The sequence below is a fragment of the Streptomyces huiliensis genome (assembly GCF_020037025.1).
GTDB classification, from domain to species: domain Bacteria; phylum Actinomycetota; class Actinomycetes; order Streptomycetales; family Streptomycetaceae; genus Streptomyces; species Streptomyces huiliensis.
In genome coordinates, this window is record NZ_JAIQLH010000290.1 from 1 (window position 1) to 12,673 (window position 12,673).

11 protein-coding genes and 1 pseudogene are annotated in these 12,673 nt (G+C 74.9%); 3 read left to right on the forward strand and 9 right to left on the reverse strand.

Annotated elements, in window-relative coordinates:
- From JNW98_RS31345 to JNW98_RS31370, 6 genes and pseudogenes are all read right to left on the reverse strand, one after another.
- Window positions 1-826 (reverse strand): annotated as a pseudogene (locus JNW98_RS31345) (hypothetical protein); the annotation flags it as partial.
- A 120-nt stretch (window positions 827-946) separates the two neighbouring features.
- Window positions 947-1,741, reverse strand: coding sequence for a tyrosine-protein phosphatase (locus JNW98_RS31350; RefSeq protein WP_223771691.1), 795 nt, complete (start codon window positions 1,739-1,741; stop codon window positions 947-949).
- Between the two features lie 217 nt (window positions 1,742-1,958).
- Window positions 1,959-2,456: a hypothetical protein gene (locus JNW98_RS31355; protein WP_223771692.1), complete on the reverse strand. Its 498-nt coding sequence runs from the start codon at window positions 2,454-2,456 to the stop codon at window positions 1,959-1,961.
- A gap of 374 nt (window positions 2,457-2,830) precedes the next feature.
- Window positions 2,831-3,478, reverse strand: coding sequence for a LuxR C-terminal-related transcriptional regulator (locus JNW98_RS31360; protein ID WP_223771693.1), 648 nt, complete (start codon window positions 3,476-3,478; stop codon window positions 2,831-2,833).
- Window positions 3,479-3,647: 169 nt separating this feature from the next.
- Window positions 3,648-4,130 carry a cupin domain-containing protein gene (locus tag JNW98_RS31365; protein WP_223771694.1) on the reverse strand — a complete coding sequence of 161 codons (483 nt, stop codon included), beginning with the start codon at window positions 4,128-4,130 and terminating at the stop codon, window positions 3,648-3,650.
- A gap of 42 nt (window positions 4,131-4,172) precedes the next feature.
- Entirely contained in the window at window positions 4,173-5,438 is a 1,266-nt protein-coding gene (locus tag JNW98_RS31370; RefSeq protein WP_223771695.1) for a sensor histidine kinase, read from the reverse strand.
- Window positions 5,439-5,646: 208 nt separating this feature from the next.
- On the opposite strand from JNW98_RS31370, the gene JNW98_RS31375 reads away from it, so the two are divergent.
- The gene (locus JNW98_RS31375; protein WP_223771696.1) at window positions 5,647-7,935 is read left to right on the forward strand and encodes an MMPL family transporter; all 2,289 of its coding nucleotides are present in this window, start codon (window positions 5,647-5,649) and stop codon (window positions 7,933-7,935) included.
- Here JNW98_RS31375 and JNW98_RS31380 read toward each other — a convergent pair.
- The 3 genes from JNW98_RS31380 to JNW98_RS36375 all read right to left on the reverse strand — a co-directional run bounded on the left by JNW98_RS31380 (window position 7,905) and on the right by JNW98_RS36375 (window position 11,023).
- Window positions 7,905-8,525, reverse strand: a complete 621-nt coding sequence (locus tag JNW98_RS31380) for a winged helix-turn-helix domain-containing protein (RefSeq protein WP_223771697.1) — start codon at window positions 8,523-8,525, stop codon at window positions 7,905-7,907. The genes JNW98_RS31375 and JNW98_RS31380 overlap by 31 nt on opposite strands.
- A gap of 403 nt (window positions 8,526-8,928) precedes the next feature.
- Entirely contained in the window at window positions 8,929-9,969 is a 1,041-nt protein-coding gene (locus JNW98_RS31385; RefSeq protein WP_223771698.1) for a S66 family peptidase, read from the reverse strand.
- A 100-nt stretch (window positions 9,970-10,069) separates the two neighbouring features.
- Entirely contained in the window at window positions 10,070-11,023 is a 954-nt protein-coding gene (locus tag JNW98_RS36375; protein ID WP_308015687.1) for a phosphatase PAP2 family protein, read from the reverse strand.
- A 322-nt stretch (window positions 11,024-11,345) separates the two neighbouring features.
- Here JNW98_RS36375 and JNW98_RS31395 point away from each other — a divergent pair, with 322 nt between their 5' ends.
- Complete coding sequence (locus JNW98_RS31395) at window positions 11,346-12,104, forward strand: SDR family NAD(P)-dependent oxidoreductase (protein ID WP_223771699.1); 759 nt, start codon at window positions 11,346-11,348, stop codon at window positions 12,102-12,104.
- Window positions 12,105-12,116: 12 nt separating this feature from the next.
- Window positions 12,117-12,673 (forward strand): NADP-dependent oxidoreductase (locus tag JNW98_RS31400; protein ID WP_223771700.1); only part of this gene is annotated, 557 nt, incomplete at its 3' end.

The window sequence follows — 12,673 nt, forward strand, 5'->3', positions numbered from 1 at the left end:
TCCGGGCGTACGCCGGGGCCGCCGCGCCGTCGGGCCCCCAGCCGCCGCCCGGCACGGCGAGCAGCGCCCCGCAGACCGCCGTCGCCGCCAGGGCCACCGCCGCGGCGCGCAGGTGCTGTCGGCGGCGCATGAGGTCGGTGGGGCGGGCCTGGAGCGAGCACGGGTCGAACTCCGGCGACGCCAGCAGGGACCCGTCCCGAGAACCGGCCGGCACCTGGACGGCCGCGGCCTCGGAGAGGGCCGCGCCCGGCTCGGCCACCCCGGCCGCCGCCAGCAGCGCCCGGACCTCGCGGTCGGTCGGCAGCTCCAGGGCGCGCAGCACGAACGCGGCCCGGGCGGCCGGCGAGAGGCGGCCGAGCGCCTGGTCCAGGGCCAGTTCGTCGGCGCCTCCGGAGCGGGGGAACAGGCGCAGGCCCCACACCTGCGGGAGCAGCGGCGGCAGCTGCCCGGGGCGCGGCGGCCACCACCGGCCGCGCGGCCGGCCGGCCGCCAGGGCGCCGCGCAGCACCCGCAGCCGGACGTAGGCGTAGCCGGGGTCGTCGTTCCGCCGCTCCGCCGTCCCGCGCGGGCCTGGGACGGTGTCCGCGGCGCACTCGACGAGGCTCACCCGGTTGCGCGGCAGGGACCGCTGCACCAGCGCGTGCGCGGTGAGCGCCCTGCGGTTGCGGCCGAGGCCGGAAGGGAGTACGAGGTAGCCCAGGCGCACCAGGCGGGGGTAGTGCTCGACGATCGCGGCCTCGGCCTGCTCGATGTCGAGGGGGCTCAGGGCGCCGAGGGGGTCGGCGGTGTCGGCCGAAGGCCGGGGGGCTGTCGCTTGCTGCTCCACATCGGTAGAACGAGTGAATGGTGGGATGGTCACCTCACCCCGGCGGGCGACGGCGCGCCGGTGCGCGCGCCCGGCGTGTGGAGGGCGTCCCTCGCGCCCCTACATACCTGCCCCGCGCCTTTACGCCACGTACCGCGCGCGGATCCGGTTCACGGCCGCGTCCGGGACGCCCAGGCCGACCCGGACGTACCCCTCCACCGACCCGTACAGCCGCCGCACCTCCTCCAGCGCCGCCGCCAGGTACGCCGGCCGGACGCCGAAGATCGCGGAGACGATCTCCGGGTCGCCGCCGGCCGCCGTGAAACGGTCGGTGATCGGCGCGAACGCGGCCCGGACGGCGGGGGTGACCGCCAGGTACTCCTCCTCCACCGTCTCCGGCGAGGCGCCGAGCAGCAGCAGGAGGACCGTCGCGGCCCAGCCGGTGCGGTCCTTGCCGGCCGTGCAGTGGAAGAGGAGCGGACCGCAGTCCGGCTCGGCGAGGGTGGTGAGCAGCCGGCCGTAGGCGCGGCAGGCGGCGTCGGAGGTGACGAACGCGCGGTAGGACTCGCACATCAGCTTCTCCGCCTTGCCGCCGCCGAGGCGTTCGTCCGCCGCGGCCGGGCTGCCGAGCACCGACTCGATGCGCGCGGGCATCGCGGCGCCGCCCGGGAGCGTCCCGTCGGCCAGGACGTCGGCGAGGATCAGCCGGGCGCCGCGCGGGAGCCGGTCCGGGTGCTCGCGGCGCTCGTTCTCGCTGCGCAGGTCCACCACCGTGCGGATGCCGAGCGCGGCCACGGCCGGGTCCGCGGCCGGGTCGTGCCGGTCGAGCTGGCCTGAACGCAGCAGCAGGCCCGGCCGGACCGCCGAGTTGCCCGCGAGCGCGACGCCGCCGAGGTCACGCAGGTTGATGATGGTCGAGGCGTCGAACTGCGGCATGCGCGCGTCTCCCTCTTGTCGGCCTTCGGCACTGTCGCGGGCGTTTTTCCGCTTTCCACTTTTATTGTGGAGAACGGTAGCCGAGCCCGCGACGGCACCACCGGGCGAGGGGGCGCTTCCCGGTGCGTCAGGTGCCGCCGGTCGCTTCACGCAGGCGGACGAGCGGGGTGCGGGGCCGTACGATGCCCCGCACCCCACGTCACGCGGCGCCGACCGCTCAGAAGCTGAACGGACCCGGCGTCTGCTTGGTGAGCGCCTTGCAGGTGTTGTTGACGCCCAGGATCGACAGTCTCGCCGAGACGTCGGAGCTGCCGGCGGCCGGTATGAACGAGTCGAGCTTGTCACCGGCCTTGACCTGGGCCTTCAGCGGGCCGACGGTCACCTTGGTGTTGGCCGGGATGGCCGGGTTGGAGGTGCCGGAGAACGTCACCGTGCTGCCGTCCGCCCGCTGGAGGGTGAGCGACGTGGAGGTGGAGTCGGCCGGGATGTCCACCGGGAAGAGGTGCTGGTCGTTGCTGAGGTAGAGGGAACCGACGCCGTTCTCGGCGGACGCCTCCAGGCTGATGTTCAGGACGCCGAACTGGCCGCAGTCGTACTGCGCCGAGGCGGACTGCGGGGTGACGTGGCAGTCCTCGGCCGCCATGGCGGGGGCGGCCATGCCCAGGCCGAGCAGGGCGGTGGAGGCGATGGCGGCGGTCTTCGTGAGCAGTCGCATGATGGGTGCTCTCCTGATCCGTGAACGTCTGACCCCTGCCGGTCGGGCAGGGCAGGGCGAAGGGAACCGACCTGGGAGACGGCGGCGCGTCCGGTGCCTGTCGAGGTGTGGGGGGAGAGAGGGACCGGGTCAGTGGTCGTCGGCCGCCTGGGCGGTGGGACCGCGCTTGCCGTACGGGTCGGGTAACGGTCGGAAAAAGCGGGAGACTTCGTGATGGATGGTCGGAAGTCCCGTGCTGCGCAGCGCGGTTGACAATAGCACCAAGGTGCACACTGGCAACAGTGAGTTGCAGCGGTCCCGATGGGTATGCGTCCGGCCTCGGGTGTCCCCCCTCAACCGCCCGGCCTCCCCGCGGTGCCCCCGGCCGCGCCGCCTCACCCCCGGTCCAGGTACGCCAGCACCGCCAGCACCCGCCGGTTGTCGTCGTCGGAGGGGGCCAGGCCCAACTTCACGAAGATGTTCGACGTGTGCTTGGCCACCGCCCGCTCGGTGATCACGAGCCGCTCCGCGATGGCCGCGTTCGACCGGCCCTCGGCCATCAGCTCGATCACCTCGCGCTCGCGCGGCGTCAGCCGGCCCATCGGCGCGTCCTGCGAACGCCGGGACAGCAGCTGCGAGATGACCTGCGGGTCCATCGCCGTACCGCCGGCCGCCACCCGCCGTACCGCGTCGACGAACTGCTCCGCGTCGAAGACCCGGTCCTTGAGCAGGTAGCCGATCCCACCGGTGCCGTCGGCCAGCAACTCCTGCGCGTACAACTGCTCCACGTGCTGCGACAGCACCAGCACCGGCAGCCCCGGGACGGCCCTGCGCGCGGCCAGGGCGCACTGCAGCCCCTCGTCGGTGAACGACGGCGGCAGCCGGACGTCCACCACCGCCACGTCGGGCCGCAGCTCGGCCAGCGCGCGGCTCAGCTCGGGGCCGCTCTCCACCGCGGCGACGACCTCGAAGTCGTACGCCTCCAGCAACCGCACCAGCCCGTCACGCAGCAGGAAGAGGTCTTCGGCAAGGACGACGCGCACAACGGCTCCAAGGATGATCAGGCCCGTGCCCCCCGCGGGCCCGGTGACCCTCACATTCTCCTCTCGCTCCTCGCCCGTATCGGGCGCGCGGGCTCCCCCGCGCCCCTGCCGGCCGCGCTCCCCGGCCCGGATCCGGCCCTTCCGCTCGTGTCAGGGATCCAGGACCGCGTCAGGGCTCCAGGGTGAAGTCCGCCTCGTCGAAGCCCGGGGCCACCACGCAGGAGACCAGCACCGGTTCGCCGCCGACGGGCTCGGCCGACTGCCACACTCCGCCCGGGACCAGCAGCTGCGGCCGCTCGCCGGCCTCCACCGCCGGGCCGAGGACGTGCTCGGCGTCCCCCGCCCCGTCGAGCCCGTCGAGCCCGTCGAGCCCGTCGAGCCCGTCGAGCCCGTCGAGCCCTTCGAGCCCTTCGAGGCGCATCCGCAGCGGGCCGCCTCGGTGCCACAGCCACAGCTCGTCGGAGCGCACCCGGTGCCGGCGGGAGCGCTCGCCAGGGTGCAGCAGGAAGAGGATCCCCGTCGCGAACGCCCGCGGCCCCGGATAGCCGTCGGGCACCGCGGAACGCCCGGTCCGCCAGGTCTCGCGGAACCAGCCGCCCTCCACGTGCGGGCGCAGTCCGAGCAGGTCCACCAGGGGCGAGATCTCCGTCATGCGTTCACTGTCCCACCGCCACGGCCGATGGGGCGGGCGTTCTCAGCGAGTCGCCGCCGCGAGCGCGCAGGGGATCTCGATCGTCACCAGCGTCGGCCCGCCCGGCGGGCTGCTGATCGCCAGGACCCCGTCGAACGCCCCGAGCCGCCGCTCGACCCCGAGAAGACCCGTACCGGCGCCGACGTCCGCACCCCCGCGGCCGTTGTCGGTGACGGCGGCGCGCAGCATCCCGTCGGCGTGGTGCAGGTCGACCCAGATCCGGTCGGCGCCGGAGTGCTTCACGGCGTTGGTGAGCACCTCGCTCACCGCGAAGTACGCGGCCGACTCGATCGGTTCGGGCGCCCGGCCCGGCAGGGTCACCGACGTCTCGACGGGCAGCGGCAGCCGCAGCGCCAGCGCCCGGACGGCGTCCCCGAGACCGCGTTCGGCCAGCACCGGCGGGTGGATGCCGCGGACCAGGTCCCGCAGCTCCGTCAGGGCCTCGGCGGAGTCCGCGCGGGCGGCGGCGAGCAGCCGCTTGGCCCGCGCCGGGTCCTTCTCGATCAGCGCCTCGACGGTGCCCAGGCTCATGCCCATGGCGACCAGCCGGGCCTGCGCGCCGTCGTGCAGGTCCCGCTCGATGCGGCGCAGTTCGGCGGCGGAGCTGTCCACGGCGTCGTGCCGGGTCTCGGTGAGGTGCTCGATGCGGAGCGCCATCTCCCGCTGCGGCGTGGGCGCGAGGAACGTGCGGGCCATCCGGAAGTCGGCGCGCAGCATGGCCGGCCCGGCGGCGATGCCGAGGACCGCGTACACCGCGCCGAGGGCGACGGCCATGTTGGCGGTCGACTGGCTGCCGACGTGCAGGAAGGTGAACCACACGTTGCCGTCGGCGCGGACGATCGGCTCCCACACCCCGGCGGCCAGGACGATGCCCCACGGCAGGTAGAGGACCAGCGCGGGCGGCAGGACGGCCAGCGTGAAGCCGGCGGTCATGTCCACCAGCAGCCACTGGAGGTCGCGCCAGGTGGCCTGGTCGCGCAGCAGCGCCTGACAGCGCTCGGCCACCCCGAGGAAGCCGCCGCGCGCGGGCAGCGGCTGGTACGGGGTGGGGATCCGGACGTCCGCCCACTCCAGGGCCAGCGCCCGGCGGCGGTCGGCGTAGGCGCGCACGGCCTTCATCACGTACGGGGTGGTGAGGACGCCGAGCCCGGCGGGGATCAGGGCGATCGACGTCACCGCGAACGTGAACAGCAGGATCGACGCCACCAGCCCCCACAGCGCGAGTCCGAACGACCTCGCGACGGCGCCGAAAGCTCTGCTGATCCTCATGGGTATTCCGTTCCCCCGTCACTGCCCGTCCGGGGCGGTCGCCCCGGATCCGGCCCCCAGTCTGCCGCCCGCCGGCAGACCCGGTCACGGGGGACGACCGGCGGACCGGGGGTGTACCTGGCAACACCCTCTCACCTGGCCTCCCGTCCCCGCCGGAGGGGGGCGGGACGGCTGGGGCGGCGCTCCTTCCGTTCCTAGCGTCGGGGACATGACGATCCACACAACCCCCCGGCACCCCCGGCCGGAACCCCGGCCCGTTCCGCGTCTCAATTTGGCCGCCCGGCTGGGCCTCTGGAGTGCGCGGCACCGCCGGACCGCCGTCCTCGGCTGGCTGCTGCTCGTCGTGCTGGCGGCCGTGCTCGGCGGCGCGGCCGGGACGGCCGAGATGACCGTCGCCGAGCAGGGCGCGGGGGACTCCGCCCGCGCCGAGCGGATCCTCGCCGACGCGGGCATCGAGGAACCCGCAGGTGAGACGGTCATGGTGACCGGACGTACGCCGGGCGACTGGCGCGCCGCCGCCGACGGCCTCGGCCGGGCCCTCGACGCCACCGGCGTCACCACCGGCCGCAAGCCGCCGGTGCCGTCCGCCGACGGCCGGGCCGCCCTGATCCGGTTCTCCGTCAAGGGCGACCCGGCGACGGCGGGCGAGCGGGTCGGACCCGTCGTCGACGCCGTCGCGGTGGCCCGGAAGGCCCACCCCGGCCTGGTCTTCGACGAGTACGGCGAGGCCGTCGCCGGGAAGTGGCTCGACGACATGCTCGGCGACGACTTCGCCACCGCCGAGTGGACGGCCGTCCCGCTGGCCCTCGGCATCCTGCTCGTCGTCTTCGGCGCGGTGGTCGCCGCCCTGCTGCCCGTCGGCCTCGCCGTCACCGCGTTCGTCGCCGCCAACGGCCTGCTGGCCCTGGCCAGCCACGCCCTGCACGTGTCGCCGACGACCGCCTCCGTGATGCTGCTCATCGGCCTCGCCGTCGGCGTCGACTACTGCCTCTTCTACCTCCGGCGCGAGCGCGACGAACGGGCCGCGGGCCACGACCCGGAGACGGCGCTGCGCATCGCCGCCGCGACCAGCGGCCGGGCCGTCCTCGTCTCGGGGCTGACGGTGATGGTCGCGATGGCCGGGATGTTCCTCTCCGGGCTGATGCTGTTCGAGGGGTTCGCGCTCGCCACCATCCTCGTGGTGTTCATCGCGATGACCGGGTCCGTCACCGTGCTGCCGGCGCTGCTGTCCTGGCTGGGGGACCGGGTGGGGAAGGGGCGGGTGCGGTGGCCGGGACGCGAGGGGTCGCGGCGCGGGGGTGCCCGGCGGCGTCCCGGCGGCGGTTCGGGTGGTCGCGTCTCCGGCGCGGTGCTGCGGCCCGTCCTCGGCCGGCCCGGACTGATGGCCGCCGCGGCGACCGCCGTCCTCCTCGTCCTCGCACTGCCCGCACTCGGCATGAAGACCGAACAGCTCGGCCTGGAGCGCCAGATGCCCGCCGGCGCCCCGCTGCGCACCTCCTACGAGCGGATCACCGCCACCTTCCCGGGCGGCCCGGCCCCCGCGAAGGTGGTGGTCAGGGCGGACGACGTCACCGCGCCGCGGTTCACGGCGGCCGTCGCGGAGTTCGGGCGGCGGGTGACGGCGGACGGACGGTTCGGGAAGGACGTCACCGTCACCCCGCACCCGCGGGAGCGGGTCACCGAGATCCTCGTGCCGCTGGCCGGTTCCGGTTCCGTTTCTCCTGGCGGTGCGGACCGGACCGCCCTGGACGCGCTCCGGGACGACCTGGTGCCGCGGACCCTGGCGCCCGTGGCCCGCGAGGCCAAGGTGACCGGGCCGCTCGCGTCGTCCGTCGACTTCACCGACCGGCTCGGCCGCGGCATCGTCCCGGTGTTCCTCTTCATCACCGCCGTGACGTTCCTGCTGATGCTGCTCTCGTTCCGCTCCTGGCAGATCGCGGCGGCCTCGATCGTCCTCAACCTGCTGTCCGTCGCCGCCGCCTACGGGGTGCTCACCGCCGTCTTCCAGCACGGCTGGGGCGCGTCGTGGCTGGGGGTGGAGTCCGCGGGCGCGGTCGAGGCGTGGCTGCCGCTGTTCGTGCTCGTCGTCCTCTTCGGCCTGTCGATGGACTACCACGTCTTCGTCGTCTCGCGGATCCGCGAGGCCCGGCTGTCCGGGCTCGCCACCCCGGCGGCGATCCAGGACGGCATCCGCGCGACGGCCGGCGCCGTCACCGGCGCGGCCGCCATCATGGTCGCCGTCTTCGCGGTCTTCGCCACCCTCTCCATGCAGGACATGCAGCAGATGGGCGTCGGACTCGCCGTCGCCGTGCTGCTGGACGCCACGGTGGTGCGGATGGTGCTGCTGCCGGCGGTACTGGCGCTGCTCGGCGAGCGGAGCTGGCGGGCGCCGCGGGCGCTGCGCCGGCTCCCGGACCTCTCGGAGCCCGGGACGCCGGCGGCGCCTCGCTCTGATGTGACGGGGCGTCAGGAAGCGGACGGCGGCGCGTACTTGTAGCCGACGCGGCGCACGGTGACGATCGACGACCGGTGCTCCGCCCCCATCTTGCGGCGGAGCCTGGCCACGTGGACGTCGACCGTGCGGCCGTCGCCCACGTGCCCGTAGCCCCACACCGTGGTCACCAACTGGTCGCGGGTGTGCACCCGGTGGGGGTGGGCCACCAGGTGGGCCAGCAGCTCGAACTCCAGGTAGGTCAGGTCCAGCGGCCGGCCCGCGACGCGGGCGATCCGCTGCTCGGGGTCGATGCCGACCAGGCCGTCGCCGCGGCCGGCAGGGCGGTCCGCGAACTCCGGGCTTACGGGGGCCACGGCGCTTCCGCCGTCCCCCGGGTGCTGCCGATCGGCCGGTACGAGCACCAGGTAGCCGACCATCGGCGGCCGGCCCGGCAGCACCGGCAGCGCCTCCTGCGGGGCCGGCAGCCAGGTCGCCCCCGGGTGCAGCAGGTCGGCGACGGGCGGTGCCTCGTCGGGAGAGACGGCGCGGAGCCGGTGCCGCTGGGCGGGGAGGGAGGGGTGGGAAGGATGGGAGGGGTGAGCGGGACGGACGGGGGAGGGGGTCGCAGCGGTCAGCGTACGGAGGTTCGGCATGAGTTCAGCTCTTTCGCGCGGTGAACGTCGAAGAGAGGTGCTGGAGCGCGGGCCGTTGGCCGGCAATGGTGCCGGCGGCTGACTTCGACGGGGTCAGCGAGGGAGGTGGGCCTGCGCGGAAGGACACGCGCGACAACACACTCGGTCGAAGTCATGGTGCTGACGGGACGGCCAGAAGGGCTCGAGGTCGCTGCGACCCTTCGCGATGTTCCGGTGGCTGGCCATGCCCCTATTGAAGCACGGCGGCGGGCGGGGCAGCAGGCCCGTTCCGGGCATGTGACCAGGAACGCGGAGGGGGCGGGGATCCCCCGGCCCCCACCGCCCGGTGGATCTCGGCAGGTCACCGTGATCGGGATCTCGGCAGGTCACCGCGATCGGCTCGGTAGGTCACCACGATCGGATCTCAGTAGGTCACCGTGATCCGCCGCGCCGGCCCGTCGACCCGTACGGTGCCCCCGTAGGGGATCACCTGCTGTGGATCGGTGTGCCCCAGGTCGACGTCGAAGACGGCCGGCGCCTCGGGCGCGTACTCGACGAGCGCCCGCTCCACCGCCGCCCGCAGCGCCCGCCGGTAGCCGTCCGCCTCTTCGGGGCCGCGCCGCCGGTCCAGCGACCAGCCCTTCGCCCGGCCCACCAGGATCGCGGCGAAGCGGCTCAGCACCCCGCGCTCGCCCAGGGAACGCAGGATCCAGTACACGTCGTTGGGGCGTGGCTGGTCCTCCGAGGTCTCGAAGAAGAACACGCACCCCTCGTACGCCGCCGGCTCCTGTATCTCCCGGTCGGCCATGAGCAGCCAGGACAGGATCTCGATGTTGCCGCCCCAGGAGACGCCCTCCGCCACCCGGTCGGGGTTCCGCCAGCTCCATCCCTGACAGGGGCGCATCGGGGGCGCGTTCCGGAAGGTCGCGGGGTCGTCCCAGGGCCGGTCGATCTCGTTGAACTCCCGCGCCTCGACGAGCTCGTACGGCCCGGAGGCGAACACGGCCGCCCGCAGCGAGTCCGCGGTCACGGGGTGCATGGCCCCCGGCCGGCCCAGCTCCACCATCACGCTCCCGCCGTGGTAGCTCACGACACCGCGGTTCCACAGCCAGGCGTGGAGGTTGGTGTTGTCGCTGTAACCGAAGAAGGGCTTGGGGTGCGCCCGGATCAGGTCCCCGTCCAGGTACGGCAGGACGGTGAGCTGGTCGTCGCCGCCGATGCTGCTGAACACCGCCGTGATGTCCGGGTCCGCGAAGGCGGCGTGCAGGTCGTCCGCGCGCTCGCGCGCCGAGGCCCCCATCTTCCTGGTCGCCGGGAACTCCACCGGGACGAGCCCGAACTCCTCGCGCAGCCGCCGCAGTCCGAGCTCGAACGGAAGGGGGAGCGGACCGGGGAGACCGGACGAGGGCGACACGACGGCGACGCGGTCGCCCGGGCGCGGCTTGGACGGGTACTGGGGGCGCATGCGGGTCACCCTAGGGGTGGGTGGGGCGGTGCGCCTCAGGGTTTCGGGGGGACGTCTCGGGGCGTCTCGGGGCGGGGCCGGGGGGCGTGCCGGGGAACGGTCACACGAGGTCGGTGGAGCCGCCGGAGCCGGACGAGCCGCCGGAGCCGGACGAGCCGGTGGAGCCGGACGAGCCGCCGGAACCGGACCGGCCGGTGGAACCGGACGAGCCGGTGGAACCGCGCGCGTCCGGACCGCCACCGCTCGGACGGCCTTCGACGCCGTCCTCCCCCGCGTCCGTGTCGCCGCCGCCACGGCCCGTGCCCCTGCCCTTGCCGCTGCCCCCGCCACTGCCACTGCCACTGCCGTCCGTGACACCGTCGCGGGCCCCGTCCCGCAGACCGTCCCGCGGGCCGCCGCGCAGGACGACCCCGTACCGCGTCGAGGGCAGGAAGCGGAAGGCGGCCCAGGCGCAGGTGCCCAGCCAGGCCGTGGCGAACAGCCAGCCGGCGACGACGTCGGTGAACCAGTGCACGCCGAGGTACGCGCGGCTCAGCCCCACCGCCACCGCCCAGCAGCAGGCCACTGCCACCACCGGCCCGGCGGCCCGGCGGGAGCGGAGCAGGAGGGCGGCGGCGACCAGACCCGCGGCGATGGCCGAGGTGGAGGTGTGGCCGGACGGGAACGACCAGCCGTCGGCGTGCGTCGCCCAGCCGTCGACGGGCGGCCGAGGCCGGGCGACCGACGCCAGCACCGCGTACCGGACCGCCTGCCCGCAGGCCAGGACGGCCACCGCCGCGCCCGCCGCCCACAGCCTCCGCCGTCTGCCGCGCACCGCCAGCCACCCGGCGAGGAGGGCCAGCAGGTAGGGGACGGGCCCGGTGCCGGTGGCGGTGACCGCCCGGGCGGCGGCGACTCCCACGTCCGGCCGGTGGGCGAGCGCCCAGGCGCGGACGTCGGCGTCGACGGGGAGCCCGGCGCCACCGTGCCGGAGCACCAGCACCGCCGCCACGGCGAACCCGAGCAGGGCGGCGCCGGCCGAAATCCCGGCGCGGGTGCCGGGCGCGCCCCTCACGCCGATCCCTTAGGGGACGCCGCTCCCCTACGGGAGACCAGTCCCCTACGGGACGCCACGCGGCGGCGAGGGGCCGGCGGACGGGAGAGAGGGGCGGACAAGTCTGCGTTCACCGCGGGGAGTCCCTTCATCCTGGTCATCCTGCGAGCGCCTCAGGCACTGGAGACGGTCCTGGGCGGAGGAAGGTTCCCCTGCCCGCCGGCAGGCCACCGCATGACAGCCGAGGAGACAAGGAGGAGGCAAGAAGGCGAACCTGGTGGTGCCGACAACAGGTTCGACACCCGCTCCCCGCCCGCCGTCCGGCGCACCGACGATGACGGACATGAATCGTTTCACCGACAAGACGGTCCTGATCACCGGCGGCACCAGCGGCATCGGCCTCGCCACGGCCCGGCGCCTCCTCGACGAGGGCGCGCACGTCGTCATCACCGGCCGGGACGACGCCCGCCTCAAGGCCGCGGCCGAGGAACTCGGCGGCGACCCGGACCGCGTCCTGGCCGTCCGCGCGGACGCCGCCTCCCCGTCCGAACTCGATGCGCTGATGCGGCGCGCGGCCTCCTGGCGCGGCGGACTCGACGCCATCTTCGCCAACGCCGGCGTCGGCATCTTCAAGCCCGCCGCCGAGCTGACCGAGGACGACGTCGACCGGATGCTGGACGTCAACGTCAAGGGCGTTTTCTTCACCGTCCAGAAGGCGCTGCCGCTGCTCCGGAAGGGCGGCGCCGTGATCCTCAACGCCTCCTGGACCCTGCACCGCGGCATGGCCGTCGCCTCCGTCTACTCGGCCGGCAAGGCGGCCGTGCACAACCTGGCCCGCACCCTCGGCGCCGACCTCGCGCCGCGCGGCATCCGCGTCAACTCCGTCAGCGCCGGCTTCATCGACACCGAGATGTACCGGGAGTCCGTCACCGACCCGGCCCAGCACGCCCGCAACACCGCCGACGTGCCGCTCGGCACCCTCGGACGGCCGGAGGACATCGCGGCGGCGGTGGCCTTCCTCGCGTCGGACGACGCCGCCTACATCACCGGCCAGGACCTGATCGTCGACGGCGGCCTCGTCGGCTCGATCCCGCAGCGCTGAGGAGGCGCGGACATGCGGACGAGCGCCCTCCCCACGACGATGCGCGCGATCAGCCAGGACGCCTTCGGCGGGCCGGAGGTCCTGCGGGAGGTCCGGCTGCCCGTCCCGGCCCCCGGCCCCGGCCGGATTCTCGTCCGGGTGCGGGCGGCGGGCCTCAACCCCACCGACTGGAAGCACCGGGCGGGCCCGGCCTTCCTGGGCGAACCGCCCTTCGTCCTGGGCTGGGACGTCTCCGGGACGGTCGTGGCGGCGGGCCTCGGCGTCACCCTCCACCGGCCCGGCGACGAGGTCTTCGGCATGCTGCCCCACCCGTACGGCGCGGGCGCGCACGCGGAGTACGCGGCCGGCCCCGCCCGCGCCTTCGCCCGCAGGCCGGCGGCCCTGGACCACGTCCAGGCGGGTGCCCTGCCCCTCGCGGGCCTCACCGCCTGGCAGGCGCTGGTGGACGTCGCCCGCGTCGGCCCCGGCGACCGCGTGCTCGTCCACGCGGCCGCCGGCGGCGTCGGCCACCTGGCCGTCCAGATCGCCAAGGCCCGGGGCGCCCACGTGACCGGTACGGCCCGCGGCGC

Coding starts and splice junctions, on each gene's coding strand:
- JNW98_RS31350 (WP_223771691.1), bottom strand. CDS start 1,741: ATGCCGCAGTTCGACGCCTCGACCATCATCAACCTGCGTGACCTCGGC.
- JNW98_RS31355 (WP_223771692.1), bottom strand. CDS start 2,456: ATGCGACTGCTCACGAAGACCGCCGCCATCGCCTCCACCGCCCTGCTC.
- JNW98_RS31365 (WP_223771694.1), bottom strand. CDS start 4,130: ATGACGGAGATCTCGCCCCTGGTGGACCTGCTCGGACTGCGCCCGCAC.
- JNW98_RS31370 (WP_223771695.1), bottom strand. CDS start 5,438: ATGAGGATCAGCAGAGCTTTCGGCGCCGTCGCGAGGTCGTTCGGACTC.
- JNW98_RS31375 (WP_223771696.1), top strand. CDS start 5,647: ATGACGATCCACACAACCCCCCGGCACCCCCGGCCGGAACCCCGGCCC.
- JNW98_RS31380 (WP_223771697.1), bottom strand. CDS start 8,525: ATGCCGAACCTCCGTACGCTGACCGCTGCGACCCCCTCCCCCGTCCGT.
- JNW98_RS31385 (WP_223771698.1), bottom strand. CDS start 9,969: ATGCGCCCCCAGTACCCGTCCAAGCCGCGCCCGGGCGACCGCGTCGCC.
- JNW98_RS31395 (WP_223771699.1), top strand. CDS start 11,346: ATGAATCGTTTCACCGACAAGACGGTCCTGATCACCGGCGGCACCAGC.